This is a genomic window from Nonomuraea sp. NPDC049758, assembly GCF_040674635.1.
In the GTDB taxonomy this organism is placed as follows: Bacteria; Actinomycetota; Actinomycetes; order Streptosporangiales; family Streptosporangiaceae; genus Nonomuraea.
The window spans coordinates 490,180-515,707 of sequence record NZ_JBFAMZ010000003.1; the positions used below are offsets into that span (position 1 = coordinate 490,180).

Here is a 25,528-nt window from a genome sequence, read left to right on the forward strand (position 1 = left end):
CCCACCCCTCCTCCCCGCCGGTCAGCCCCCCATGAGCGTCACTTCTCCCCCACCAGGATCAGCACCCGACCACGGCCCGCTCGTCGAGGCGGCCGAGGCCGCCGTGCTGCGCGCGCACGTCGATCCCGAGCAGGCCCTTTACGCCGGCCGCACCGTCCTGGCCGCCGCCCGCCGCGCCGAGGCGCCCGAGGCCGAGGCGATCGCGCTGCGCGCCATGGCGCTGGCCGCCCGCGAGCTGGGCGACCTCCTCAGCGCCGAACACTGCCTGCGGCAGGCCATCGCCACTCCGGGCGCCCCGGCCGAGCGCCAGGCCCAGGCGCGGCTGTCGCTGGTCACCGTGCGCACCGAGCGCGGGCACCCGCTCCAGGCCCTGCGCGTGGCCGCCCTGGCCTGGGCCTACCTGTCGCCCCTCGACCGCGCCAAGCTCGACACGCAGCGCGCGGTCGCCCTGGCCCACCTGGGCCGCCACCAGGAGGCCATCGCCGCCTGCGACCGGTCGCTGCGGGCCCTCGTGGCCGCGCCCGGCACGGTCGACGACCGGCGCTTCCTGGCCGGCGGCCTGCTCAACCGCGGCCTGATCCACGCCTACCGCGGCGACTGGGACGCCGCCATGCGCGACATCGCGGCCTGCCTGCAGATCGCCCAGTACGCGGGCCTGCGCCACCTGGCCCGGCTGTCGGCCGCCAACCTGCCGTTCCTCGCCGTGCGGCGGGGGGACATCGCGGGCGCGTTCGAGCACTACCGGGAGGCCGAGGACACCCTGTTCGGCTTCCCCGAGCGGCTGGCCACGATGCGGGCCGACTTCGCCGGCGCGCTGCTGGCGGCGCACCTGCCCGGCGAGGCCAGGGCGATGCTGAGCCTGGCCGTGCCCGATCTGGAGTCCTCCGGCGCGCAGGTGGCGCTGGCCGAGGCGCGGCTGAAGCTGGCCCAGGTCGAGCTGCTCACCGGCGACCCCCACCGGGCCCGGCAGGTGGCCGAGCAGGCGGCTCGCGAGCTGGCCGAGCAGGAGCGGCTGTCGTGGCTGCCGCTGGCCGGCGAGGTCGTCCTGCGGGCCCGGCTGGCGGTCGGGCCGGTCACGTCCGAGCTGGTCGCCGATCTGATCAAGTGCGCCGACGAGCTGGAGGACGTCTCCTCGCACGTGGCCGCCGCCGCGGCGCTGCGGCTGAGCGCGGCCGAGGCGGCGCTGGCCGTCGACGACCATCCGGTGGCCTCGGCGCAGCTGCGCAGGCTCACCCGGCACGCCGAGCGCGCCGAGCGGTGGATGCCGGCCGGCACCCGCCTGACCTCACTGGCCCCCGAGCCGCAGACCACCCAGCTCGCGCAGATCCCGGCGACCGTCCGCCAGCACGCCCTGGCTCTGGAGGCGGCGCTGCGGGAGGACGTCACGGGGGCGCTGCGGGCGGTCCGCGACGGGCTGGCCGAGGTGAGCGGGCAGGTGGAGACGTTCGAGGATCCGGCGCTGCGGGCGCACGCGGCCCGGTCCGGTGAGCGGCTGGCCGCCTTCGGGCTGGGCCTGGCGGTGCGCGACGGGTACGCGGGCGAGGTGTTCGAGTGGGCCGAGCGGTGGCGTGCGGTCGCGGCGCCGGAACACGCGTGCGGCCTGGTGGAGATCGATCGGGTCCGGGCGGCGCTCGACGGCGCGGCGCTGGTGGAGTTCGTGGCCGAGGAGGAGACGCTGCTGGCGGTGCTGATCACCGCCGACCGGCTGGTCCTGCGGCGGCTGGGCGGCGTGCGGCAGGCGCGTGAGGCGATCATGCGGCTGCGCCACGCCCTGCGTCAGTGGGGTGCGGGGCTCGACGTGGCCGGTCCCGCGCAGGCGCTCACCGAGCTGACCGGCGCCGGCGCGGAGCTGGAGCGGCTGCTGCTGGGGCCGCTCGCGGCCGAGCTGGGCGACCGGCCGCTGGTGGTGGTGCCGGTGGGGCCGTTGCACACCCTGCCCTGGGGCGCGCTGCCGGGGCTGCGCGAGCGTCCCGTGAGCGTGGCGGCGAGCGCGGCGGCGTGGGTGGGCGCGCGGCGGCGGGCCCGCGTGCGGGAGGGAGCGCCGGTGGTGCTGGCGGCGGCCGGGCCCGAGCTGGCCCACGCGGAGGAGGAGGTGGCCCGCGTGCTGGCCTGCCATCCGGGCGCGCGGGCGGTGCCCGGCCGCCGGGACGCCGTGCTGGCGGCGCTCGGCGAGGCCGACGTCCTTCATCTGGCCGCGCACGGCGCCTTCCACGCCCGCAGCCCGCTGCTGTCCGGCATCACCCTCGGCGACGGGCAGCTCATGGCCTACGACCTGCTGGGCCTGCACCGCGCGCCGGAGCTGGTCGTGTTGTCGGCGTGCAACTCGGGCATGGCCCGTACACCGGCGGAGGGGGCGCCGCTGGGGCTGCCGGGCACGTTCCTGGCGCGCGGGAGCTCGTGCGTGGTGGCGGGGATGGTGCCCATCGGGGACGAGGCCGCGATGGCCATGATGGGCGCCTTCCACGAGCTGCTGGCCGACGGGCAGGCGCCGGACGCGGCTCTGGCCTGCGCGTCGGCCAAGACCGGCCTGCTGGGGTTCGTCTGTTTCGGGGCGGGCGACCGGCCGGTCCGTCCGGCCGGCTGACCGCGTTCCGGCGTCAGCCGGTGGCCACCGGGCGGGCGGGGTCGGCGACCCAGTTCGACCAGGAGCCGACGTAGAGGGCCGCGGGCACGCCGGCCAGCTCCAGGGCCAGCACCTCGTGGGCGGCGGTGACCCCCGACCCGCAGTAGGCGCCCACCGGGACGCCCTCGCGCACGCCCAGCCCGGCGAAGCGGTCGCGCAGGACGGCGGGGGCGAGGAACCTGCCGCCCGCGTCGACGTTTCCGGTCGTGGGGGCGCTCACCGCGCCGGGCACGTGTCCGGCCACCGGATCGACGGGCTCGACCTCGCCCCGGTACCGTTCGGCGGCGCGGGCGTCGAGCAGCACGCCCTCGGCGGCCACCGCGGCGGCCTCGTCGGCGGTCAGCGTCGGCATGCCGCCGGGCCTGGCGGTGAAGTCGCCCGGCGCGACCTCGGGCTCGTCCTTCGTGATCGGCAGGCCGGCCTCGGCCCAGGCCGCCAGGCCGCCGTCGAGCACGCGTACGGACCGGTGGCCGAAGTAGCGCAGGGCCCACCAGGCGCGGGCGGCGGTCGTGGAGCCGGCGTCGTCGTAGACCACGACCGGGCGCCCGTCGGACACGCCGAGCGCGCGCATGGCCCGCTGGAACTCGTCGGCGCCGGGCAGCGGGTGGCGGCCGGCGGGGCCGGGCGGCGCGGCGAGGTCGGCGTCGACGTCACAGAAGACGGCGCCCGCGAGGTGCCCCTCGCGATAGAGCTGCACGCCGGGCGGGCCGCCGAGCCGCCAGCGCACGTCGAGCACGGACACGTCGGGCAGCGCGGCGAGCTCGGCGGGCGTGATCAGCGCACTCATCGGGTGGATACCTCCAGCAGCGGGACGTTGAGCTCGGCGGCGGTCAGCGAGCCGTGGTAGCCGGTGAACAGCGCCTCGATCGGATGACGGGTGGGGGCGGTGAGGGCCAGACCGGCGCGGGGCACGGCGACGACGTCGCCGATGCGGCCCAGCCACGCCTCGCGCACCCGGGGCCCGAACCAGCCGGACTCGACCGCCTCCTGCCTGGACACTACCCAGGCGCGGTCGCCGAGCGTCGCGCGCCACGCCTCCAGGACGTGCCCGGCGGCTCCGGGCTCGGCGTAGACGTGCCTGGCCCGGGCCTCGCCGCCGAGCAGCGCCACGCCCTCGGTCAGCGCGGGCACGCGCTCGGCGTCGAGCTTCTCGGTGGCGTTGACCATGCCGTGGTCGGCGGTGACGTAGAGGGCCGAACCGGGCGGCAGTGACTCGGCCAGCCGCCGGGCCAGGCCGTCGACGACGGCCAGCTCGCCCAGCCACTCCTCGCCACCCCATCCGGACATGTGGCCGACGGCGTCGAGCTTGCCGTAGTAGGCGGTGACGTGGGCGCGGGGCGCGGCGCGCAGTACCTCGCCGACGCGGGCGACGATGTCGTCGACGCCGTCGGCGGGCACGTGGCGCACGCCGCGGTAGACGGCCCTGGTCAGGCCGGAGCCCTCGAACTCGGCGGGGGCGACGTAGACGGCGTCGACGCCCTGGGCCGCGGCTCGCTGGTAGACGGTGGGGGCGGGCTGCCACTCGTCGGGGTCCATCGTCCGGCCGCCGGGGAGGGTCCAGCGCAGGCAGTTGAACAGGTGGCCGGTGCCCGGGACGGCCAGCGTCAGGCCGACCATGCCGTGCTCGCCCGGGGTCAGACCGGTGCCGAGCGAGCACAGGCTGGTGACGGTGGTGGCGGGGAAACCGGCGGTGAGGGTGCGGGCGGGCAGGGCAGACAGGAAGGGGGCGGTCTCGGGATGGGCGCGGAGCAGCTCGGCCCCCAGGCCGTCGACCAGGAGCAGGCAGACGCGCGCCGCGGGGTCGAGGGCCAGCGGGTTGGGCTCGGTCAGGCCGAGGGCGGCCAGCAGCGAACCGGGGAGGTCCGCCAGCGACCCGGCGCCGTAGTCCGGCAGCATCCCCACATCCTAGTGGCCGGGGGTGGTCAGGCGGCGGCTCGGGCGGTGACCGGCGGTGGCGGAGCGATGCGCCGAACGGCGGGCCGTCGTGGTCAGGCGGCGGCTCGGGCGGTGGCCTCGGACAGGGCCTTGGCGAAGGCCAGCACGTGGGTGACCGCCTCGGGGCCGTCGGCCGCCTCGCTGACCCGCAGCGACAGGTCGTCGGCCGTGATCGCGCCGGTGTAGCCGTGGTCGGCGTCGCAGTTCTCGTCGCCGCAGGTGGCCGGCTCCAGGTCGACGTGGGAGATCGCGCCCCAGCCGATGGTGAGGGTGACCTCCGTGGGCGGGACGCCCGGCACGTAGGAGGCCGGGTCGGGCACCACGCGGGTGACGGCCACCGACTGCACGCGGCTCAGCCGGACCGCCTCGGTGGTCGTGGACGCGTGGGAGGCCGAGACGCCCTCGACCGCCGGGTGCTCGTCGGTGTGGCAGACCAGCAGCCTCGTCGTGGACAGCACCAGGACGGTGACGTGCCTGCGGACCTCCATCGCGGGATCGAAGGTGGCCTCGTGGTGGACCACGAACGCGGTCACGGCCTCCTTGCCCAGCGCGGATTCGACCGCATCGGTGACGAGGTCGGGGTAGTAGCCGCTGCGCTCGATCGCTTCACGCAGGCCCGCGGCTGAGACTCGGGTTTCCCTCATGCCTCCATCCTGCCAGGGCCGCGCAGTGCACTCACCCGCCAGACATAACGCTCTATGAACGTCTTTGTCTAGACATGAGCGACATTGTGCGCGCGGTCAGGAGAGCCTTCTCGGGCCGCCGTCCAGGCGTGGTCCGGCCGGGGTGCGCAGGGTGGCGCGGGCGCCCAGGATGAGCACCTCCGACTCGCCCACCAGCACCTGGTCGAGGTCGAGCCGGGCCACCTGCGGCAGGTCGTTGGCCAGGCGGCCCACGCGGACGAGCAGCTCCTCCAGGGCGGGGACGGCGACGGGCGGGTAGCCGTACTCGCCGAACAGCAGCGGGGCGGCGCGTACGGAGCGCACCAGGGCGGCGGCGTCCTCGCCGGTCAGCGGCGCCAGCCGGAAGCCCTGGTCGAGCAGCAGCCGGGCGGTCACCTCACCGAGCCCGAACGAGACCACCGGCCCGAACGCGCGGTCCTCGACGACCCCCACGACGGTGGGCACGGCCGGCTGCGGCGCCATGCGCTGCACGGCCAGCTCGACCCGCTCGCCGAGCTGGTCGGCGAACTCGGCGTAGGCGTGGCGCACCATCTCGGGACCGGTGAGCCCCAGGCGTACGGTGCCCGCGCGGCGCGAGGCCCCCGGGTCGGCCACCTTGAGCACCACGGGCCAGCCGAGCCGTTCGGCGGCGGCCACGGCCTCCTCCGGCGAGCGGACGACCTCGGCGGGCCACACGGTCAGCCCGTAGGACGACAGCAGCTCGGTGGCGTCGATCTCGACCGGCGGGCCGGGCTCGGCGAACCCGCCCGGCTCCTCCCCCGCCGGGGCCGGGGCTCCGGACAGCGCGGCCAGCACCAGCTCGCGGGCGCGGGCGGTGTCGAGGCCGTCGAGCTCGGGCGGCGGCACGGCCGGATGCGCCCGCCAGGTGGCGTACCGCACCACGTGGGCCAGGGCCCTGACCGCCTCCTCCGGAGCCGCGTACGACGGGATGGAGCCCCGAGCGGGCGTGCCGCCGGAGCCGCTGGGCACGCGCAGCGACGGATGCATGCCGAGATGCCCGCGGAACGTGGCCAGCACCGGCTTGGCGGACCCCTGCGAGACGCGCAGCAGCTCGGCCGCCACCTCGTCCGACTCGCCGGGGATCGGCGGCATGTAGATCACGACGGCCGCGTCGACCTCGTCGGCGGCCAGCTCGCCGGCGAGCGCCGCGCCGAACTCGGCTGGCCCGGCCGCGGCGCCCAGGTTGACCGGCGGGCGCGGTTCGAGGCCGGCCGCCAGGCAGGAGTCGGCGGCCAGCAGGCCGAGGGCGTCGGAGTTGGTCACGAGGGCGACCCTGGGCCCGGCGGGCAGCGGCTGGTAGGCCAGGAGCTGGCCCACGTCGAAGAGCTGGATGAGGTCGTCGACCCTGATCAGGCCGGCCTGGGCGAACAGGGAGCTGATCGCGGAGTCGGGCAGCCCGAGCTCCTCGGCCGAGTGGCCGGCCGGGGTGCCGCCGCTCTTGACCACCACGATCGGCTTGTTGCGCGCGATGCGCCTGGCCAGCCGGGTGAACTTGCGCGGGTTTCCCAGCGACTCCAGGTAGAGCAGGATGACCTCGGTCGCGGCGTCCTCCTCCCAGTACTGCAGGAGGTCGTTGCCCGAGACGTCGGCGCGGTTGCCGGCCGAGACGAACGACGAGATGCCCATGCCGCGCTGGGCCACGCGCTGGAGCAGCGCGGTGCCGAGCGCGCCCGACTGGCTGAAGAAGCCCACCCGGCCGCGGCCCGGCACGGTGGCGGCCAGCGTGGCGTTGAGCTTGACGGCCGGGTCGGTGTTGGCGATGCCCAGGCAGTTGGGGCCGACCACGCGCAGGCCGTAGGAGCGGGCGATGCGGGCCAGCTCGTCCTGCCGGGCGCGGCCGGACGCGCCGGTCTCGCCGAACCCGGAGGAGACCACGACCAGCCCGTGCACGCCCTTCTCGGCGCACTCCTTGACCACGTCGAGGACGCCCTCGGCGGGCACGGCCACGACCGCCAGGTCGACCTCGCCGTCGATCTCGGTCACGCTGGGATAGGCCCGCACGCCCGCGACGGCCCGCACCTGCCGGTGGACGGGGTAGACCGGGCCGGTGAAGTCGGCCGCCAGCAGGTTGCGCAGGACGGTCTGGCCGACGCCGCCGGGCTCGCGCGAGGCGCCGATGACCGCGACCGAGCCGGGGGCCAGCAGGCGCGCGATCGACCGCGACTCGGCCCGGTGCTCGCGCGAGGTCGTCACCTCGGCCGAGGTCTCGGTCGGGGTCAGGTCGAGCGTCATGCGGACGACGCCGTCGGCGAACTGGCTCTGCGCGGTGTAGCCGGCCTGCCGCAGGACGCCCATCATCTTCATGTTGGCGGGCAGCACGTCGGCGACGAACCGCTCGATGCCGCGCTCGCGGGCCGTGGCCGCCAGGTGCTCCAGCAGGACGGAGGCCACGCCCCTGCCCTGGTGGGCGTCCTCGACCAGGAAGGCGACCTCGGCCTCGCCCGGCTCGGTGCGGTCGTAGCGGATGACCGCGACCATCTCGGCGCCGATGGTGGCGATGAGGGCCACGCGGTTGACGTAGTCGACGTTGGTGAAGCGCTCGACGTCGCGGTCGGACAGCCGGGGCCGGGGGCCGAAGAACCGGAAATAGATCGACTCGGCCGACAGACGGGAGTAGAAAGCACGGAGACGGTCGGCGTCGGCGGGCCTGATGGGGCGTACGTGCGCGGTGCCCCCGTCGGCCAGGACGACGTCGGCCTCCCAGTGAGCCGGATACTGTGCCTCCACGCCACGAGCGTAAACCCGCATCCCACATGCCAAGACCGGCGGGCCTCTTGGGCAACGCTTGTGCATCGACTGCTGCCCGGTGTCCGGGGTCAGCCCCACGAACAGCCCGGAAGCTGTTAGTTTTGCCGTGGCCAGGGTCGTTCTGAAGGCAGCAAGGTGGTGGCATCATGACGCGGGTCGTCGTGGTGGGCGATCTCATGACCGACGCGGTCGCGCGCGCCCGTTACGCGCTCGCCAGGGCAAGTGACACGCCCGCGATCGTGACGATGCACGGTGGCGGCTCCGGCGCCAACATCGCCTCGTGGCTCGCCGTCGAGGGCGCGGAGGTGGCCTTCATCGGCCGCCGGGGCGCCGACATCACCGGCCGCAACCGCGACATGGAGCTGATGGGCTACGGCGTCGACGCCCGGCTCGTCATGGATCCCGAGCGGCCCACCGGCACCTGCGTGGTGCTCGTCACGCACAAGGGCGAGCGCACCATGCTCTCCGACCCGGGCGCCAACGCCGCCCTGTCCCCCGAGGACCTGCCGCGCGACCTGTTCGCCTCGGGCGCCCACCTGCACCTGTCGGGCTACACGCTGGTCAACGAGGGCTCGCGCGACGCCGGTCTGGCGGCGCTCGACATGGCGCGCCGCACGGGCATGTCGATCTCGGTCGACTGCGCCTCCTCGGCGCCGCTGGAGCGCACGGGCGCCGAGCCGTTCCTCGAATGGACCAACGGCGCGAAGCTGCTGTTCGCCAACATCGACCAGGCCAAGGTGCTGACCGGCCGCGACGACGCCGAGGCCGCCGCCAAGGTGCTCACCGCGTGGTTCCCGCAGGTCGTCATCAAGATGAACGCCGAGGGCGCGCTGTGGTTCAGCAACGGCCGCCCCGACCCGGTCCGGGTGGCCGCCGAGCCGGTCGACAAGATCGTCGACGGCACGGGCGCGGGTGACGCGTTCTCGGCCGGGTTCCTGCCGCCGTGGCTGGCCGGCAAGCCGCCGGCCGAGTCGCTGGCCGCCGGGTGCCGGCTCGCCGCCAAGGCCATCATGCACCTGGGCGCGCGGCCGCCGTTCTGACCCGCTCCCCGGCCGGGCCTCCCCTGCCCCGGCCGGGCCTCCTTCCGCCGGTCAGGACGTGGTGGCCAGCGCGAGCGGCAGCACCGCCGGCGCGCCCGCGTGCCGGATCAGCGCCGCCGCCAGGGTCATCGTCCAGCCCGTGTCCACGCGGTCGTCGATCAGCAGCACCGGGCCGCCGCACTGGGCGATCGCGGCGCCGAGTTCTTTCGGCATCGCCAGCGTGCCCCTGATCGCCTGGACGCGCTTGGCGCTGTTGAACTGCCGGCCGGGCGACCCCGCCCGGTAGCCCAGCTCACCCAGGTAGGTCAGCCGGCCCACCTGCGCCAGCCGTTCGGCGAAGCCGCGCACGAGCTGCGGGCGCGTCGCCGACGGCACGTTGACCACGGCCACCGGCCGCTCCTTCCAGTCCCACGCCGACAACACCTGGACGACGGCCTTGAACATGTCGTCGGCCATCGGCCCGTCGGCTCCGGCGAGCAGCTCGCGCAGCCGGTTGCCCCAGCCGATGTCGGTCAGCCGGCCGAGCGCGCGGCCCGGCTCGGCGCCGAGCTCGGGCTTGATCCTGCCGGACAGGTCGGCCAGGCCGGTGGGCCACTGCCGGCGCGCCTCGATCTCGACGCCGGGCCTGCTCAGGCGTTCGCGGGCGGTCTCGACGGCCTGGGCGGCGATCTCCGGCGAGCGGTGGCGGCCGGTGCAGTTGTCGCAGCGGCCGCAGGGCGTGGCGGTGTCGTCGTCGAGGTGCCTGCGCAGGTACTGCTCGCGGCACTCCTCGGTGGTCAGGTAGCGCAGCATGGCGTCCTGCTCGGCCTTGCGCTCGGCGGCGATGCGGGCATAGCGCTCGGCGTCGTAGGCCCAGGGCTCGCCGGTCGACTCCCAGCCGCCCTTGACCCGGCGCACGGCTCCGTCGACGTCGAGGACCTTGAGCATCATCTCCAGGCGGCTGCGGCTCAGGTCGACCGCGGTCTCCAGGGCCTGGGTGGACATCACGCCGCCCTGTTCGAGCGCCTGGAGCGTGGCGCGCACGACGGGCTCGGGCGGGAAGGCCAGGGAGGTGAAGTAGGCCCAGATCTCGCGGTCTTCCGTGCCGGGCAGCAGGATGACCTCGGCCCGTTCGACGCCGCGCCCGGCCCGGCCGACCTGCTGGTAGTAGGCGACGGGCGACTGCGGCGCGCCGACGTGCACGACGAAGCCCAGGTCGGGCTTGTCGAACCCCATGCCGAGCGCGCTCGTGGCGACCAGCGCCTTGATCTTGTTGTTGAGCAGCGCCTCCTCCGCGGCCAGCCGCTCGGCCGGATCGGTCTGGCCGGAGTAGGCGGCCACCTCGTGGCCCTGCTCGCGCAGGTAGCCGGCGATCTCGTGGGCGGCGGCGACGGTGAGCGTGTAGACGATGCCGGAGCCCGGCAGCTCGCGCAGGGTCTGGGCCAGCCAGGCCAGGCGCTGCTCGGCCGAGGGCAGCTTGACGACGCTCAGGTGGAGGCTCTCGCGCTCCAGCGGACCGCGCAGCACGAACGTGCCCTCGCCCATCTGCTCGGCGACGTCGCGGGTGACGCGGGCGTTGGCCGTGGCGGTGGTGGCCAGCACCGGGATGCCGGGCGGCAGCTCGTCGAACAGCGTGGCGAGCCGGCGGTAGTCGGGCCGGAAGTCGTGGCCCCAGTCGGAGATGCAGTGGGCCTCGTCGACGACCACGAGCCCGGCGCTCTCGGCCAGCTCGGGCAGCACGTTGTCGCGGAAGTCGGGGTTGTTGAGCCGCTCGGGGCTGACCAGCAGCACGTCGACCATGCCCTCGGCGACCTGGCCGTAGATCTCCTCCCACGCCTCGGGGTTGGCGGAGTTGATGGTGACGGCCCTGATGCCGGCGCGCTCGGCGGCGGCGATCTGGTTGCGCATGAGGGCGAGCAGCGGCGAGACGATGACCGTGGGGCCCTCGCCGAGCTCGCGCAGCAGGGCGGTGGCCACGAAGTAGACGGCGGACTTGCCCCAGCCGGTGCGCTGCACGACGAGGACCCTGCGCCGGTCGAGCACGAGCGCCTCGATGGCGGACCACTGGTCGTCTCGCAGCCGGGCGTGGTCGCCGGCCAGGGCCCGCAGCCGCTCCTCGGCCTCTTCGCGCAGCATCGCCGCGTCGGGGGCTTCAATCATGCCCCCCTTATTACCAGCTTCCACCGACGGAACAGGCCCACCGCGCGTCCCCGGCCCGGACGAAGGTGCGGGGTCCGCCGTGCGGAACCGGCCCGTGCGCCTCGCGCCGGCGATCGTGCTCGGGGTGGTGGACGTGCTCCTCGTGGTCGGGTGCACGCTCGCCGCCGTGGCGTACGTGCTGTTCTTCGCCCTGCCGGGCCGGGCCTCGCTCAAGCTGTGCGGCGCTCCACGTCCGCGTGCTCGGGGAAGGCGTTGATCGTGACGCGGTGCATGCGGCGGCGTTCGGTGTAGTCGGCGACCGCGTAGTGCTGGGTGGGGCGGTTGTCCCAGAAGGCCAGCGTGCCGGGACGCCAGTTCAGCCTGCACTGGTACTCCGGCGAGCGGATGTGGTCGATGAGCAGCGGCAGCAGGGCCTCGTTCTCCCGGTCGCTCAGCCCCACCAGGCGGGTGGTGGAGGCGCGGTTGACGAACAGGGCCTTGCGCCCGGTCTCGGCGTGCACGCGGACCACCGGGCGCTCGATCGGCGGCCATTTGGCCTGGATCTCGGCCAGGTCGAACGGGTGCCCCTTGGAGATCGCCTTCTTCATCGACATCGTGATGTCGTGCACGGCGGTCAGCTCGTCGCACAGCCGCTGGATCGACGGCGACAGCGTCTCGTAGGCCAGGTAGGTGTTGGCCCAGCAGGTGTCGCCGCCCACGCTCGGCAGCTGCACGCAGCGCAGCAGCGAGCCCATCGGCGGCGTGGGCTCGAAGGTGTTGTCGCTGTGCCATTCGTCCCCGCCCTCGCCCTTCGGGGAGGTCTGGTCGAGGATGTGGATCGGGCTGCCGGAGTCCTTCTTGAACGCCGGATGGTTGATCGTGCCGAAGTTGAGGGCGAACTGCAGGTGCTGCTCGTCGTCGATGTGCTGGTCGCGGAAGAACAGCACCAGGTGCCGCAGCCACCCCTCGCGCAGGATCGCGACGTCTTCCGGGGAGAGGGGTTTGCGCAGATCGACCCCGGTGACCTCGGCGCCGATGTGCTTGGTCACGGGATGGAACTCGATCATGGCGAAGCCTCCGGAGGCGGGTGGGCGGGGTCCTCGCCTCCGACGGTAAGACCCAAGCAATTGCTTGGTCAAGGCCGGGGCGGCGCGCCGACGAGTCGCGGGCACCCGAGTCTCTTCGGCACAATGTTCGACATGGCCCGACGTACGACTGCACCCCCGCCTGAGGACTTCGAGGAGCGGATCGTCGACATCGACGTCTCCTCCGAGATGCGCAAGAGCTATCTCGAGTACGCGTACTCGGTGATCTACCAGCGGGCTCTCCCCGACGCTCGCGACGGCCTCAAACCGGTGCAGCGGCGCATCCTCTACTCCATGAGCGAGATGGGCCTGCGTCCAGAGCGCGGCCACGTCAAGTCCTCGCGCGTCGTCGGCGACGTCATGGGCAAGCTCCACCCCCATGGCGACAGCGCCATCTACGACGCCCTCGTGCGCCTGGCGCAGCCGTTCTCGATGCGCCTGCCGCTGGTCGACGGCCACGGCAACTTCGGCTCCCCCGACGACCTGCCGGCCGCCATGCGGTACACCGAGGCCAGGCTGGCCCCGGCGGCGATGCTCATGGTGGAGTCGCTCGACGAGGACACCGTCAACTTCAAGCCCAACTACGACGGCCAGGAGACCGAGCCCACGGTCATGCCGTCGGCGTTCCCCAACCTGCTGGTCAACGGCACCACCGGCATCGCGGTCGGCATGGCGACCAACATGGCGCCGCACAACCTCGCCGAGGTCGTGGCCGCCGCCCGCCACCTGATCAAGAAGCCCGACGCCACGCTCGACGAGCTGATGAAGTTCGTGCCCGGCCCCGACCTGCCGACCGGCGGCTCGATCATCGGGCTGCAGGGCGTGCGCGACGCCTACGAGACCGGGCGCGGCACGTTCCGCATGCGGGCCAGGTGCGCGGTCGAGCAGATCACGCCGCGGCGCAAGGGCATCATCGTCACCGAGCTGCCCTACAACGTCGGCCCCGAGCGCGTGGTCACCAAGATCAAGGAGCTGGTGACCAGCAAGAAGCTCCAGGGCATCGCCGACCTGAAGGACCTCACCGACCGGCACAAGGGCCTGCGCCTGGTCATCGAGATCAAGAACGGCTTCATCCCCGAGGCCGTCCTGGAGGAGCTCTACCGGCTCACGCCGATGGAGGAGACCTTCGGCATCAACAACGTCGCCCTGGTCGACGGCGAGCCGCGCACGCTCGGCCTGCGCGAGCTGCTGCAGGTCTACGTCGACCACCGGCTGGAGGTCGTGCGGCGCAGGTCCGAGTACCGCCGGCGCAAGCGCGAGGAGCGCCTGCACCTGGTCGACGGCCTGATCATCGCACTGCTCAACATCGACGAGGTCATCCAGGTCATCCGTTCCTCCGACGACTCGGCGCAGGCCCGCGCCCGGTTGATGGAGGTCTTCGACCTGACCGAGATCCAGGCCGCCTACATCCTCGACACGCCGCTGCGCCGGCTGACCAGGTTCGACAAGCTGGAGCTCGACCAGGAGAAGCAGACGCTGAGCGAGGAGATCGCGGCGCTCACCGAGATCCTGTCCTCGGAGGCGAAGCTGCGGCAGGTGGTCTCCGGCGAGCTGGCCGAGGTCGCCAAGAAGTACGCCACGCCGCGCCGTACCGTGCTGCTGGAGGCGCCGGGCGTGGCCCGCACGCCGGTGGCCTCGCTCCAGGTGGCCGACGACCCGTGCTGGGCGCTGCTGTCCTCCACGGGGCTGCTGGCCCGCACCTCCGACGCGGCTCCGCTGGCGGGTGAGGGCGACCGCTCGGCGCACGACGTGCTGGTGTCGGTGGCCCGCACGTCCGTACGCGGCGAGGTGGGCGTGGTGACGTCGTTGGGCCGGTTGATCCGGGTCCAGGTCGTCGACCTGCCGACGCTGCCGCCCTCGGCCAATCCGCCGACGCTGTCGGGCGGCCATCCGGTCTCCGAGTTCGTCTCGCTGCAGCCCGACGAGAAGGTCGTGGGCCTCGGCTCGCTCGACCCCGACAGCCCCGGGCTGGCGCTCGGCACGGCCCAGGGCGTGGTCAAGCGGGTGGTGCCCGACTACCCGGCCAACCGCGACGACTTCGAAGTGATCACTCTCAAGGACGGCGACACCGTGGTGGGCGCCGCCGAGCTCGACTCCGAGGACCACGACCTGGTCTTCATCTCCTCCGACGCCCAGCTCCTGCGTTACCCGGCCTCGCTGGTGCGTCCCCAGGGGCGTCCGGCCGGCGGCATGGCCGGCATCCGGCTCGACGGCGGCGCCCGGGTGATCTGGTTCGGCGTGGTCGACCCCTCGCGTCCGGCGCAGGTGGTCACCGTGGCCGGGTCCTCGACGGCGCTGCCGGGCACGCAGGTCGGGGGCGGCAAGGTCTCCGACTACGCCGAGTTCCCGGCCAAGGGCCGGGCCACCGGCGGCGTGCGGGCCCAGCGGTTCCTGAAGGGCGAGGACGAGCTGCTGCTCGCCTGGGCCGGCCCCGCGCCCGCCAAGGCCGTCTCGGCGGTGGGCAAGCCGGTGCCGCTGCCGGAGGAGATCGGTCGCCGCGACGGCTCAGGCGTGCGGCTGACCCACACCATCGGCGCCGTCGGCGGCGCCCTTGCCGCGGGGCCGGAGGCGGACGCGCCGGCGCCCCCGGTGACCGAGGAGGAGTGATCCCCGGCCGGCGGAGGGCGGCCCCGGCCCCCCTCCGTCGGCCCGGGGAGACCTGAGCGGCGGGCGTCCGGTCAGTCGCGGCAGAGGCAGAACGTGTGACCGGCGGGGTCGAGGAAGACCCGGAAGCTGTCGTCCTCGCTCGGCTGCCGCTCGTGCTTGGTCGCGCCGATCTCCAGCACCTGACGCTCGGCCTTGTCCATGTCGGTGACGGTGACGTCGATGTGGAGCTGCTGCGGCCGGTCGCCCTCCGGCCAGGTCGGCGGCCGGTGGCCGGGCACGCGCTGGAAGGCCAGGCGCTTGGGCGAGCCGCCGTCCTCGACGACCACCCAGCTGTCGTCCTCGTACGTGACGGGCCAGCCGAGCAGGCGCGAGTAGAACTCGGCGAGCGACCGCGGCTCCGGGCAGTCGAGGACCGTCGTGCGGAACTCCGCGATGCCGGCCATCATTCACCTCCTGGACTTGTTTCGCCGGCGTCCCGGCCGACGAGAATGAAGGTCATGGCTGCCAATTCGTTCATGGTTTCCCTGGGCACTCCCGCGCCTGCCTTCGACCTCACCGCCATCGGCGGCGGCAGCGTCTCGCTCGCGGACCTCAAGGGCTCCCCCGCCACGCTCGTGGTCTTCCTGTCCAACCACTGCCCCTACGTACGGCACATCGAGACGGGCCTCGGCACGCTGGCCGCGGGCTACGGCTCCAGGCTGTCGGTGGTGGGCATCTGCAGCAACGACAGCGTGAACTACCCCGACGATGATCCCACACACCTGGCCGGACAGGCCCGGCGCGCGGGGTTCCCGTTCCCGTACCTGCTGGACGACACCCAGGACGTCGCCAAGGCCTACCGCGCGGCCTGCACCCCCGACTTCTTCCTCTACGACGGCGACCTGCGGCTCGTCTACCGGGGAGAGTTCGACGGGTCGCGCCCGGGCAACTCGGTCCCGGTGACCGGCTCCTCGCTGCGCGCGGCGGTCGACGCGCTGCTCGCGGGCGATCCCGTCCCGGCCGAGCAGCGCGCCTCGATCGGCTGCGGCATCAAATGGCGGCCGGGGAACGAGCCCACGACCTGACCGCAGCCTGAACGCGGCCTGAACGCGGCCTGAACGCGGTCAGGCGGAGGCGGCGGCCTCGATGGCGGCGGGCAGGGCGAGCAGGAGCTCGTGGGGCTCGCCGCCGGTCCAGGACCGGATCAGCCGGACGCCGGCCTCCCCCGGGTCGAACTCCTCGCAGCCGAGCGGCCCGTAGCAGCCGGCCTGGTCGAGCATGAGGATGATGGGGTCGTCCTCGGGCAGGCCGGCGGCGTACGCGGCGGTGTCGAGCAGGGCCAGCGCGCATCTGGCGTTGCGCCCGTCGTCGTTGGACTCCACACGGTCGAGGCGGCGCCGGGCCTGAGCGCGGAGATACGCGGCGAGCGATTCGGACCTACTCACGACTGACCTTCTTCGACGACGTACAGATGGTGACGACATCATCACGCAAGGTGAGTGATTTTCGTGGGACCTTCGGGAACTCGCGCCAGTCGCCACCCCGGAAAGCATCATCTTTGGGACGTAAGGGAAGATCTGAGGCATGACTGCGTTCGACGACCTGTATGCCGCCAACGCGAAGTACGCCAAGGACTTCGGCGACTCCGGGCTCACCGGCCGGGCAGCCCGCGGGCTTGCCGTGGTGACCTGCATGGACTCCCGCATCGACCCGCTGGGCCTGCTGGGCCTGCAGCCCGGCGACGCCAAGATCCTGCGCAACGCGGGTGCGCGGGTCACGGACGACGTGCTGCGCACGCTGGTCCTCGCCGTGTACCTGCTGGGCGTCGAGCGCGTCCTGGTCATGCCGCACACCGACTGCGGGATGACCAAGGTGACGGACGCCGACGTGCATAACCTGACCAGCGCCCGCGGGGTGGACACCCGCAGCCTGGAGTTCCACACCGTCCCCGACCAGGGCGAGGCGCTGCGCCACGACCTCACCCGCATCCGCACGACCCCGTTCCTGCCCGCCGACATGCCGGTCACGGGCGCGATCTACGACGTGCGCACGGGCCTGCTCACGCCGGTCGGCGACTGATCTCGCCGCGCTCGCGCTGGAAGGTGGCGTACAACCACCACAACGACGGGACCAGCAGGACCGCGCCGACGGCCAGCGAGCCCAGGCTGGCCCCCAGCACCGCGTCGGTGGCCGCGGCCTGGTCGAGGGTGAGGCCGGGGAGCAGCACGGGGTACTGCCCCACGCCCCAGCCCCACAGCAGCCCGGTCACGGCCAGCGCGGCGCTGAGGCGTACCGCCAGATAGGACCGCCGCCACAGCAGCACCAGCGAGGCCAGCCCGGCCAGCGCCGACAGCACCAGCAGCGGCAGGGCGCGGCCGGTGGTCAGCTCGGCGAACAGGGCGGGCGCGTCGGCGCGCAGCACGAGCAGGCTCACCGCCGCCAGCACGCCGACCACCGCCCCGCAGCCCAGCGCCCGCCGCCGGAACTCCTCGGCCAGGTCGTCCTGGCCGCCGCGCTGGGCGTCGCGGGTCAGGTAGACGGCGGCCAGGTACGCGGCCGTGCCGACGCCCAGCGCGCCGACCGCCATCGACGTGGGGTTGACCCAGCTCCCGACCAGGTCGCCCTTGGCGACACCGGGCGGCACCCGGCCGGAGGCGATGCCGCCCGCCGCGGCGCCGAGGAAGAACGGGGTCACCACCGAGGAGAAGGCGAAGGTGGCGCCGAACAGCCGTCGTTGCCAGAGCCGCGCGGAGACCTTGCGGAACGCGAACGCCGCGCCGCGCCCGATCACGCCCAGCGCCACCAGCGTGAGCGGGATGTAGAGGGTGGAGGCGACCGAGGCGAACACCGACGGCACGCCGGTCCAGGCCAGCACGATCACGAAGATCAACCAGACGTGGTTGGCCTCCCAGACCGGGCCGATGGAGTGCTCCACCAGGTCCCGCCGCCGCCGGCCGCGCTCGGCGCTGCCCGCCAGCAGGTCCCACACGCCGCCGCCGAAGTCGGCGCCCCCGAACAGGACGTACGCCGTCAGCCCGATCCACAGGACGGCCAGCATGATCTGCGGCAGCGGCATCGTCACACGACCTTGTAGCCGGTGACGTCGGGCTCCTGCGGCGCCAGCGGCACCGGCACGTCGCGGGACAGTCGGCGCATCACGTACACGGTGGCCACGGTCAACACCACGTAGACGGCCGTGACCAGCGCGAACCCGTACACCAGGCCCGGCGCGGGGTTGACCGCCTCCGCCGTGCGCATCACCCGGAACACGATCCACGGCTGGCGTCCGACCTCGGTGACCACCCAGCCGCTCTCCAGCGCCAGCACGGCGGCCACGCCCGACAGCGCGGCGGCGCGCAGGAACCACGGAGACTCCGGCAGGTCACGCCGCCGTTTCCAGGACAGCGCGAGGCAGGCCCCGAGCAGCAGCAGCCCGAAGCCCACCAGCACCATGATCTGGAACGCCCAGTGCACCATGTTGACCGGCGGCCGGTCGGCGAGCGGCACCTGCTCCAGGCCGGTGATCTCGGCGTGCGGGTTCCAGTGGGCCAGCAGGGACAGGCCGTAGGGGATCTCCAGGGCGTACTTCAGCTCGCCGTCCACCGCGATCCCGCCCAGGTGCAGCGGCACGCCCCGGCCCGTACGGAACACGCCCTCCATGGCGGCCAGCTTGACCGGCTGGTACTCGGCCACGAAGTGCGCGGCCCAGTCGCCGACGCCGATCTGCACGGGCGTGACGGCCGCCGCGACCGTGAGCGGCAGCAGCAGGCCGAGCCGGTGGTAGCGGTCGCGCCGGCCGCGCAGCATGGCGACCGCGTACACGCCGGCCATCAGGAACCCGGCCACCATGAACGCCGCCAGGATCATGTGCACGGTCTGGGGCGGCGTGGCCCGGTTGAACATCGCCGCCCATGGATCGACGGCCACGATCCGGCCGCCCTCGACCTCGTACCCGGTGGGCTGCTGCATCCAGGCGTTGGCGGCGACCACGAAGAACGCGCTGGCCACCCCCGCCAGCACGATCGGGATCCCGGTCAGCAGGTGCGGGACGGGACGCAGGCGGTCCCAGGCGTACAGGTAGATGCCGAGGAAGATGGCCTCGACGAAGAACGCGATGCCCTCCAGCGAGAACGGCAGGCCGATGACCTCGCCGTACACGCCCATCATGCCCGGCCACAGGAGGCCCATCTCGAACGACAGGATCGTCCCCGAGACCGCGCCGACCGCGAACAGCACCCCGAGCGCCCTGGCCCAGCGTCGTGCCAGCAGCCGGTAGTTGTTGTCCCCGGTGCGATGCCCGCGCCACTCGGCCAGCAGGGTGATGGCGGGCATGCCGACGCCGAGACAGGCGATGATGATGTGCCAGCCGAGGGACAACGCCATCTGCATGCGCGCCGCCCCCAGATCCACCGCCGCCCCCGCGGTCACCCCCATCGCCGTTCCTCTCCCCCCGCCCATCGGGGCCGTGAACTTCGTGGGGGATCTGGCAGGGCTCGTCCCAGGAGGTAACCCGCGAAACGGCCGCGTCCCGCCCGTACCCCGCCGACTCATGGATGACACTACGTAACGGACGCTTACCCTCTGCAAAAGGCGCGGATGTATGAAGCAGGACCGAAACCAACCAGGCGAACCCCACCCACCACAGGAGCCCACCAAGACCCCAGAACCGGTCCTGGTACCAGGGAATTGCGAGTCCCTTGAAGCAGCCACCCCCACCAGCAGGGCCCCATGCGCCATGAGCGCCCACGCCCCACGTGCAATCCCGATGCAGGGCACCAGGCCCAGGCTCCTACCTCGTTCCCCGACTCGCCGCCCTCCCCCTCACGCCTCCTCGGACCCTCACACCGGGCCCCACCGTGTATCCCGCCGTACACAACGCCAAGAGCCCGCCAAGCGCACCCACCAACGCCATCACAGGGCCCCAGGAGCCTCCAGAACGCCCTAGGAGCGCCCTGGCCCCAACCGTTGGCCTCAGAAGCCCTACCTGAGGCCCTGAGAGCCTTGGGGCCAGAACCGGTCCGGTGCGACGCCGGTCAACGAAGCTGGTGCACGGCCCTCGATGTCCCAAGCGCGACATGCTCCTACCAGCGGCCGCCGTGATGACCGGCTCCCACGCCCTGCGCGGGCACACCGAAGCGGCGCAGGTTCCGGTGACGACCCAAGCCGACACGCCGACAACCCGGGGCGATGCTCTAGGCGTAGCCATGAACGGGCCCGAGCGGCCCGCACCTGCTGCGCCTCTCTGCAGCGGACACAGAACCTAAGGCGCGCTGCGCTGCAAACGAGGCCCATCCCAGCCGGTCGAACCGTCGGTGGCGGGCGAGACCGAGTTGCCTGAGAAAGACCACGTGCGACAGAGAGCTCATCACCGCAAACGCCCCCTGAACGCCCTGTGACCGGCGTGCCGCCAGGGCGGGCCGTCTGGCGGCGGGAGCGACGGGCCCTTTGCGACCGGGGCAGAACCCTTCGAGACCTGGTCGCCGGGGATGCCAAGCAGCCCCTCGCCTTACCGAACGTGTAGCGCCCGCGCATTGGCCGGGAACTCCGCGCCGACCTCCGATGAGGACTTCCTCAAGCCAGCCCGCGCCATCCGCCGGCAACGCCGCACCCCTTTGGGCCAGAAACCCTGACGCCGGGGGTCGTCCCCAGGCCCTGAATGTCCCCCTGAGCCCGATGCCGGCTGCATTCGGCGTCCTCCTGAGCCCGGCGTCGCCCTGGCCCGATGACGCCCGAATCCGGCGTCCTCCCGTACCCAACATCGCCTGGCCCGATGACGCCGACATCACCTTGCCCAGGGGGCAAATTGAGGCGCGGCGACATGACATTCGGCGGTCCGCCGAAGCCCGGCCAGGGCGCAGCCCGATGACACGGGGCCCGTTTCACGGTCGGGGCCACATGGGAGGCCATTGCGGAAGCCCGGTATCGCGTTGCGGGCCGGTGGTGTCCTGTCAGCGAGGTTGCAGCACGGTAAGCGCCGCGGACATGGGCGCGGGGCCCTCTGAAATCCGGGCCCTTGCTTGAGCGCCGGTGTCGTCGTCACCCGGGGTCAGATACGTGACCCCGGGTGGACGTCTCCAGGCTCAGGCGTCGATGTGGTCGCGGTCGACCTCGGCCGCGCTGCTGACGATGAACTCCCGTCGCGGCGCCACGTCGCTCCCCATGAGCAGGCTGAAGATGGCCTCGGCCCCCTCGGCGTCCTCGATGCGCACCCGGCGCAGCACCCGGTGCCGCGGGTCCATCGTGGTCTCGGCGAGCTGGTCGGCGTCCATCTCCCCCAGGCCCTTGTACCGCTGCACCGGGTCCTTCCAGCGCTTGCCCCGCCGTTCCAGGTCGCGCAGGACCTTCTGCAGCTCGGCGTCGGAGTAGCAGTAGATGTACTTCTCCTTGCCGCGCCCGGGGTTGGTGAGCTCGATGCGGTGCAGCGGCGGCACGGCCGCGAACACCCGGCCGGCCTCCACCATCGGCCGCATGTAGCGGTGGAACAGGGTGAGCAGCAGGCAGCGGATGTGCGCGCCGTCGACGTCGGCGTCGGCCATGAGGATGACCTTGCCGTAGCGGGCCGCCTCGATGTCGAACGAACGCCCCGACCCGGCCCCCACCACCTGGATGATCGCGGCACACTCGGCGTTCTTGAGCATGTCGCTCACGGACGCCTTCTGCACGTTGAGGATCTTGCCGCGGATCGGCAGCAGCGCCTGGAACTCGGAGTCGCGGGCCAGCTTGGCCGTGCCGAGCGCGGAGTCGCCCTCGACGATGAACAGCTCGCTGCGGTCGACGGCGTCGCTGCGGCAGTCGACCAGCTTGGCGGGCAGCGCGGAGTTCTCCAGAGCGCTCTTGCGCCGCTGGTTGTCGCGGTGCTCGCGGGCCGCGATGCGGGCCTTGGCAGCGGCGACGATCTTCTCCAGCACGGCCCGCAGCGGCTGCTTGAACCCGCGCGGCGGGTTGGCGAACAGCTCCTTGAGCTCGCGCGAGACCACGTGGGAGACGATGCGGGTGGCCGCGGAGGTGCCGAGGACCTCCTTGGTCTGCCCCTCGAACTGCGGCTCGGGCACCCGGACGGTGACCACGCCGGTCAGCCCCTCGGAGATGTCCTCCTTGTTGACCGGGTCGTCGCCGCTCTTCAGCAGCCGGGTCTCGCGCAGCAGCTCGTTGATCGTGCGGACCAGGCCGCGCTCGAAACCGGTCAGGTGGGTGCCGCCCTTGGGCGTGGCGATCACGTTGACGAACGAGCGCACGGTCGACTCGTAACCCTTGCCCCACCGGACCGCCACGTCGACGGTGAGCTCGCGCTGCACCTCGGTGGGCGTCATGTGGCCCTGGTCGTCGAGGACCGGCACGGTCTCGTGGAAGTGGCCCACGCCCTGCAGCCGCAGCACCTCGCAGACGGGCTCGTCGCGGGCCAGGAACTCGGTGAACTCGGAGATGCCGCCGTCGAAGCGGAACTCCTCGCCGGTACGCTCCTCGCCCCTGCTGTCGAAGACCGCCAGGGTGAGGCCGGGCACCAGGAACGCGGTCTGCCGCAGGCGCACGTGGATCTCGTCGAGCGAGACCTCGGCGTCGGGCAGGAAGATCTGCTTGTCGGCCCAGAAGCGCACGCGGGTGCCCGTGACGTTCTTGGGCAGGTTGCCGCCGATCCGCAGCCCGGACTTCTTCTTGAACTTGGCCGTGGGCCCGTCGCCGTCGAAGACGCCGGGCACGCCGCGCCTGAAGCTGATCTCGTGGACCCGCCCGTCGAGGTCGACCTCGACGTCGAGCCGGGAGGACAGGGCGTTGACCACGGAGGCGCCCACGCCGTGGAGGCCGCCGGAGGCGCCGTAGGAGCCGCTGCCGAACTTGCCGCCGGCATGAAGCTTGGTGTAGACGAGCTCGACGCCGGCCAGGCCGGTCTTGGGGTGGATGTCAACGGGGATGCCGCGGCCGTTGTCCCGCACCTCGATGGAGCCGTCGGCGTAGAGCTCGACCTCGATGCGGTCGCAGTGGCCGGCCAGGGCCTCGTCGACCCCGTTGTCCACGATCTCCCAGAGGCAGTGCATGAGCCCGCGACTGTCGGTGGACCCGATGTACATGCCCGGCCGCTTGCGTACGGCCTCGAGGCCCTCAAGCACCGACAGGTGACGAGCTGTGTAACCCGCCTCCACTACCGTCACTCTTGCTCCCCTGGTCTAAGCATCGAACACGTGTGCGTAGCCTACCGTTCTTCCCTCAGGCGCGCGTACAAGCTTGCCATGGCGACACGTTTGCCGTTACCAACCGGCTGATCACCATTACTTTCGGACACATTCTGCTCTGGGCGTAGCGAGGCGGAGGTTGGGAACGTCCACGTCCGGTTAGATGTTGTCTCAAGTGACTGACGCCAGATCCTCGCTTCGGCGGGGGTGACCCGAAAGGCGATACGTGACTGGAGCTCTCGCCCCCGTTAAGCCGCTGACGGCCCTCGACCGCTGCGACCGCTGCGGCGCCCAGGCCTACATTCGCGCGACCCTGCCTGTTGGTGGGGAGCTGCTGTTCTGCGCCCACCATGGGCGTCAGCACGTCGCAGCGCTGCGCGAAAAGGGCGCCGACATCCTGGACGAGTCGGCTCGCCTCAGCGAAACCCCGTCAATGAACCCCAACGACGACCGCTGACGCGTTCGTTGTGATCACATAACCACATATTGCACGACCAGTTCGGCGATCCCGGCACACCACGCCGGGATCGCCGTTCTGCGTTCAGCCCCTGCCCAGACGGTGGTCCAGAGGCCCTCCAGCGGGGCTTCAGGTCACACGCACGTAGTGGTCCAGGCCGCGCACGGGCGGGGCTTGGTGCGCGAAGGCGGTGACTGGGTTGCGCGAAGGCGAAGGTCCAGGGCACACGCAGGCGGCAGCTCAGGCCGCACGCACGGTTAGTCCAGGCTGCGCACAAGCGACGCCTGGGTCGCACACAGGCGGTGTCCGGGACACGCACAGGCGGGGGCTCTGGACACATGTGCACGCGGGTCCAGGGCGCGTCCAGGCGAGGTTCAGGCCGTGCCTGCCGTGTGCCAGGCCCTCCGCACGGTGGTCAGAGGGCCGCACGGCGCTGGCGTCTCAATCCTCCGCACGCGGCGTGGTTCGGGCCGTACACGCGCCTTTGGTTCAGGCCGTTCGTACGGCTTGGGTCACGGTGTTCGCACACGGTAGTGGTAGCGGCCGACGGTCTGGAAACCCTCGCTGCGGTACAAAGCCTGAGCGCCGTGGTTGGGCTCGGTGGTGACCAGGTACGCGCTCTTCGCCCCGGCCTGCCTGGTCAGGGCGCGCAGCACCGTACGGGCCAGCCCGCGCCGCCGGGCCCCCGGCAACGTCGCCATGCAGAAGATCCCCGCCGTGTCCCCCTGCGGCACGACCCGGCCGACCGCGACCGGCACGCCGTGCTCCTCGACGGCCCCGTACCAGGCGGGCACGCCGGTGCAGATGCGGGCGGCATCCTCCAGGCCGGCGCCGTACCGGCCGTCCACGGACCACCAGGTCTCCAGCCATTCCGGCCACGGATGATCCTCGATCCGCACCGGGCCGCGCGGCTCGGCCGACGGCGATCCGGCCATGACGACCGTCGGATCGACCAGCTCGTACCCTCTGCGGGCCAGCTCGGCGTCCAGGCCGGGCCAGGTGCCGGGGCCGACGGAGAAGGCGCAGCTCTGTCCCCGCTCGCCGTAGAACGCCTCGGCGGCGCCGATCGCGGCGTCCAGGTCGGCGGGGGCGTTCAGGGCGAGCACCGAGTTCGCCCGTTTGGTCACGCCACCGGCGGAACGCAGCACCCAGCCGTCGTGGACACGCTGCTCGTAGGCCGGCCACGCCTGGTGCACCAGCAGGTCGACGTTCATCCGCGCAGCCTAGCCGACCAGGGCGAACACCCTCTGACCGGCCCGTTAGGGTGTGGGGTTGTGCTGATTCTGCTGCCGCCGTCCGAAGGAAAGGCCGCCGAGGGGAGCGGTCCGCCGCTCGGCGAGCTGTCCTTCCCCAAGCTCGACCGTGCCCGCAAGCGGGTCGTGACCGCGCTCATCCGGGCCTCCAAGCGCCGCGACGCCGCGCAGGTGCTCGGGCTGACGCCCGGTCTGGCGGGCGAGGCGGCCAAGAACACGGCGCTGAAGACCGCGCCCACCCTTCCCGCCGCCGACCTCTACACCGGCGTCCTGTACGACAACCTCGGCCTGAACACCCTGGACGACGCCGCCAGGGCCAGGGCGGAGGAGTCCGTGCTGATCTTCTCCGGCCTGTGGGGCGTGTTGCGCGTCTCCGACCGGGTGCCGCCGTACCGCCTGTCGATGGGCGTCAGCCTGCCACCGCTGGGCGGCCTGGCCGCCTACTGGCGCACCCACCTGGCCAAGGAGCTGGACCGGATGCCGGGGCTGGTGGTGGACCTGCGCTCGGCCACGTACGCGGGGGCCTGGCAGCCCGGCGACCGGTCGGTGTCGGTACGCGTCTTCCGCGACGGCAAGGTCGTCAGCCACATGGCCAAGGCCACCCGGGGCGAGATCGCCCGCGTCCTGCTCCAGCAGGAGGAGGCCCCCAGCACGCCCGGCGAGCTGGCCAAGACCCTCGGCAACCTGGGCTGGACGGTCGACCTCGCCGAGCCCGCGCGGTCGAACCGCCCCTGGCTGCTCGACGTGCACGTCACCGACCCGGCCTGACGCCCCCGGAAACGGCGATCGCCCCGCCCGGAGGGTTCCGGACGGGGCGATCGACGAGGTGGCT

General features: G+C 72.8%; 20 protein-coding genes. 8 read left to right on the forward strand and 12 right to left on the reverse strand.

All coding sequences use genetic code 11. From position 1 onward, the window contains the following. Positions 1-31: 31 nt before the first annotated feature. Positions 32-2,584, forward strand: coding sequence for a CHAT domain-containing tetratricopeptide repeat protein (locus AB0J46_RS10415; RefSeq protein ID WP_364329151.1), 2,553 nt, complete (start codon positions 32-34; stop codon positions 2,582-2,584). A gap of 13 nt (positions 2,585-2,597) precedes the next feature. On the opposite strand, the gene AB0J46_RS10420 is transcribed toward AB0J46_RS10415, so the two are convergent. The 4 genes from AB0J46_RS10420 to AB0J46_RS10435 all read right to left on the reverse strand — a co-directional run bounded on the left by AB0J46_RS10420 (position 2,598) and on the right by AB0J46_RS10435 (position 7,968). Continuing rightward, positions 2,598-3,410 carry a sulfurtransferase gene (locus AB0J46_RS10420; RefSeq protein WP_364329154.1) on the reverse strand — a complete coding sequence of 271 codons (813 nt, stop codon included), beginning with the start codon at positions 3,408-3,410 and terminating at the stop codon, positions 2,598-2,600. Next, positions 3,407-4,519: a nucleotide pyrophosphatase/phosphodiesterase family protein gene (locus AB0J46_RS10425; protein WP_364329157.1), complete on the reverse strand. Its 1,113-nt coding sequence runs from the start codon at positions 4,517-4,519 to the stop codon at positions 3,407-3,409. The genes AB0J46_RS10420 and AB0J46_RS10425 overlap by 4 nt, the downstream gene beginning before the upstream one ends. A 92-nt stretch (positions 4,520-4,611) precedes the next feature. Next, positions 4,612-5,202, reverse strand: coding sequence for a DUF5998 family protein (locus tag AB0J46_RS10430; RefSeq protein ID WP_352323634.1), 591 nt, complete (start codon positions 5,200-5,202; stop codon positions 4,612-4,614). 96 nt (positions 5,203-5,298) lie between these two features. After that, entirely contained in the window at positions 5,299-7,968 is a 2,670-nt protein-coding gene (locus AB0J46_RS10435) for a GNAT family N-acetyltransferase (protein WP_358284279.1), read from the reverse strand. A 167-nt stretch (positions 7,969-8,135) separates the two neighbouring features. Here AB0J46_RS10435 and AB0J46_RS10440 point away from each other — a divergent pair, with 167 nt between their 5' ends. Continuing rightward, entirely contained in the window at positions 8,136-9,029 is an 894-nt protein-coding gene (locus AB0J46_RS10440) for a sugar kinase (protein ID WP_352323632.1), read from the forward strand. Positions 9,030-9,080: 51 nt separating this feature from the next. Here AB0J46_RS10440 and AB0J46_RS10445 read toward each other — a convergent pair whose 3' ends face one another. Beyond that, positions 9,081-11,168 (reverse strand): RecQ family ATP-dependent DNA helicase, encoded by a 2,088-nt coding sequence (locus tag AB0J46_RS10445; RefSeq protein WP_364329161.1) that lies wholly within the window; start codon positions 11,166-11,168, stop codon positions 9,081-9,083. Between the two features lie 79 nt (positions 11,169-11,247). Here AB0J46_RS10445 and AB0J46_RS10450 point away from each other — a divergent pair, with 79 nt between their 5' ends. Continuing rightward, positions 11,248-11,424: a hypothetical protein gene (locus tag AB0J46_RS10450; RefSeq protein WP_364329164.1), complete on the forward strand. Its 177-nt coding sequence runs from the start codon at positions 11,248-11,250 to the stop codon at positions 11,422-11,424. Here the strand turns inward: AB0J46_RS10450 and AB0J46_RS10455 are convergent. Beyond that, complete coding sequence (locus AB0J46_RS10455) at positions 11,378-12,214, reverse strand: TauD/TfdA family dioxygenase (protein ID WP_364329167.1); 837 nt, start codon at positions 12,212-12,214, stop codon at positions 11,378-11,380. The genes AB0J46_RS10450 and AB0J46_RS10455 overlap by 47 nt on opposite strands. A 123-nt stretch (positions 12,215-12,337) precedes the next feature. Here AB0J46_RS10455 and AB0J46_RS10460 point away from each other — a divergent pair, with 123 nt between their 5' ends. Next, positions 12,338-14,839, forward strand: coding sequence for a DNA topoisomerase IV subunit A (locus tag AB0J46_RS10460; RefSeq protein WP_364329170.1), 2,502 nt, complete (start codon positions 12,338-12,340; stop codon positions 14,837-14,839). Positions 14,840-14,910: 71 nt separating this feature from the next. Here the strand turns inward: AB0J46_RS10460 and AB0J46_RS10465 are convergent, their stop codons facing one another. Continuing rightward, entirely contained in the window at positions 14,911-15,285 is a 375-nt protein-coding gene (locus tag AB0J46_RS10465) for a VOC family protein (RefSeq protein ID WP_364329173.1), read from the reverse strand. 51 nt (positions 15,286-15,336) lie between these two features. Between AB0J46_RS10465 and AB0J46_RS10470 the strand changes: the two genes are divergently transcribed. Then, on the forward strand, positions 15,337-15,903 hold the full coding sequence (locus tag AB0J46_RS10470; RefSeq protein WP_364329176.1) for a thioredoxin family protein: 567 nt from the start codon (positions 15,337-15,339) through the stop codon (positions 15,901-15,903). Between the two features lie 39 nt (positions 15,904-15,942). On the opposite strand, the gene AB0J46_RS10475 is transcribed toward AB0J46_RS10470, so the two are convergent. Continuing rightward, on the reverse strand, positions 15,943-16,263 hold the full coding sequence (locus AB0J46_RS10475; RefSeq protein ID WP_352357718.1) for a hypothetical protein: 321 nt from the start codon (positions 16,261-16,263) through the stop codon (positions 15,943-15,945). A 139-nt stretch (positions 16,264-16,402) separates the two neighbouring features. On the opposite strand from AB0J46_RS10475, the gene AB0J46_RS10480 reads away from it, so the two are divergent. After that, positions 16,403-16,897 carry a carbonic anhydrase gene (locus tag AB0J46_RS10480; protein ID WP_364329179.1) on the forward strand — a complete coding sequence of 165 codons (495 nt, stop codon included), beginning with the start codon at positions 16,403-16,405 and terminating at the stop codon, positions 16,895-16,897. Here AB0J46_RS10480 and AB0J46_RS10485 read toward each other — a convergent pair. From AB0J46_RS10485 to AB0J46_RS10495, 3 genes are all read right to left on the reverse strand, one after another. After that, the gene (locus AB0J46_RS10485; protein WP_364329182.1) at positions 16,878-17,894 is read right to left on the reverse strand and encodes a cytochrome d ubiquinol oxidase subunit II; all 1,017 of its coding nucleotides are present in this window, start codon (positions 17,892-17,894) and stop codon (positions 16,878-16,880) included. The two genes, AB0J46_RS10480 and AB0J46_RS10485, sit on opposite strands and share 20 nt — an antisense overlap. A gap of 2 nt (positions 17,895-17,896) precedes the next feature. Further along, on the reverse strand, positions 17,897-19,252 hold the full coding sequence (locus AB0J46_RS10490; RefSeq protein WP_364329185.1) for a cytochrome ubiquinol oxidase subunit I: 1,356 nt from the start codon (positions 19,250-19,252) through the stop codon (positions 17,897-17,899). A 1,646-nt stretch (positions 19,253-20,898) separates the two neighbouring features. Next, positions 20,899-22,965 carry a DNA topoisomerase IV subunit B gene (locus AB0J46_RS10495; RefSeq protein WP_352327648.1) on the reverse strand — a complete coding sequence of 689 codons (2,067 nt, stop codon included), beginning with the start codon at positions 22,963-22,965 and terminating at the stop codon, positions 20,899-20,901. Between the two features lie 247 nt (positions 22,966-23,212). Between AB0J46_RS10495 and AB0J46_RS10500 the strand changes: the two genes are divergently transcribed. Then, on the forward strand, positions 23,213-23,443 hold the full coding sequence (locus tag AB0J46_RS10500; protein WP_125639804.1) for a hypothetical protein: 231 nt from the start codon (positions 23,213-23,215) through the stop codon (positions 23,441-23,443). A gap of 512 nt (positions 23,444-23,955) precedes the next feature. Here AB0J46_RS10500 and AB0J46_RS10505 read toward each other — a convergent pair. Next, complete coding sequence (locus AB0J46_RS10505) at positions 23,956-24,657, reverse strand: GNAT family N-acetyltransferase (protein WP_364329188.1); 702 nt, start codon at positions 24,655-24,657, stop codon at positions 23,956-23,958. A gap of 60 nt (positions 24,658-24,717) precedes the next feature. On the opposite strand from AB0J46_RS10505, the gene AB0J46_RS10510 reads away from it, so the two are divergent. After that, positions 24,718-25,464: a peroxide stress protein YaaA gene (locus AB0J46_RS10510; protein ID WP_364329191.1), complete on the forward strand. Its 747-nt coding sequence runs from the start codon at positions 24,718-24,720 to the stop codon at positions 25,462-25,464. The last annotated feature ends 64 nt before the right edge of the window (positions 25,465-25,528 follow it).

What these genes read in the sequence shown, in the direction of transcription:
- AB0J46_RS10460 (WP_364329170.1), top strand. Translation starts at nt 12,338, where the DNA reads ATGTTCGACATGGCCCGACGTACGACTGCACCCCCGCCTGAGGACTTC.
- AB0J46_RS10420 (WP_364329154.1), bottom strand. Translation starts at nt 3,410, where the DNA reads ATGAGTGCGCTGATCACGCCCGCCGAGCTCGCCGCGCTGCCCGACGTG.
- AB0J46_RS10470 (WP_364329176.1), top strand. Translation starts at nt 15,337, where the DNA reads ATGGCTGCCAATTCGTTCATGGTTTCCCTGGGCACTCCCGCGCCTGCC.
- AB0J46_RS10440 (WP_352323632.1), top strand. Translation starts at nt 8,136, where the DNA reads ATGACGCGGGTCGTCGTGGTGGGCGATCTCATGACCGACGCGGTCGCG.
- AB0J46_RS10490 (WP_364329185.1), bottom strand. Translation starts at nt 19,252, where the DNA reads ATGGGGGTGACCGCGGGGGCGGCGGTGGATCTGGGGGCGGCGCGCATG.
- AB0J46_RS10455 (WP_364329167.1), bottom strand. Translation starts at nt 12,214, where the DNA reads ATGATCGAGTTCCATCCCGTGACCAAGCACATCGGCGCCGAGGTCACC.
- AB0J46_RS10415 (WP_364329151.1), top strand. Translation starts at nt 32, where the DNA reads ATGAGCGTCACTTCTCCCCCACCAGGATCAGCACCCGACCACGGCCCG.
- AB0J46_RS10445 (WP_364329161.1), bottom strand. Translation starts at nt 11,168, where the DNA reads ATGATTGAAGCCCCCGACGCGGCGATGCTGCGCGAAGAGGCCGAGGAG.
- AB0J46_RS10485 (WP_364329182.1), bottom strand. Translation starts at nt 17,894, where the DNA reads ATGCCGCTGCCGCAGATCATGCTGGCCGTCCTGTGGATCGGGCTGACG.
- AB0J46_RS10430 (WP_352323634.1), bottom strand. Translation starts at nt 5,202, where the DNA reads ATGAGGGAAACCCGAGTCTCAGCCGCGGGCCTGCGTGAAGCGATCGAG.
- AB0J46_RS10465 (WP_364329173.1), bottom strand. Translation starts at nt 15,285, where the DNA reads ATGATGGCCGGCATCGCGGAGTTCCGCACGACGGTCCTCGACTGCCCG.
- AB0J46_RS10480 (WP_364329179.1), top strand. Translation starts at nt 16,403, where the DNA reads ATGACTGCGTTCGACGACCTGTATGCCGCCAACGCGAAGTACGCCAAG.
- AB0J46_RS10425 (WP_364329157.1), bottom strand. Translation starts at nt 4,519, where the DNA reads ATGCTGCCGGACTACGGCGCCGGGTCGCTGGCGGACCTCCCCGGTTCG.
- AB0J46_RS10505 (WP_364329188.1), bottom strand. Translation starts at nt 24,657, where the DNA reads ATGAACGTCGACCTGCTGGTGCACCAGGCGTGGCCGGCCTACGAGCAG.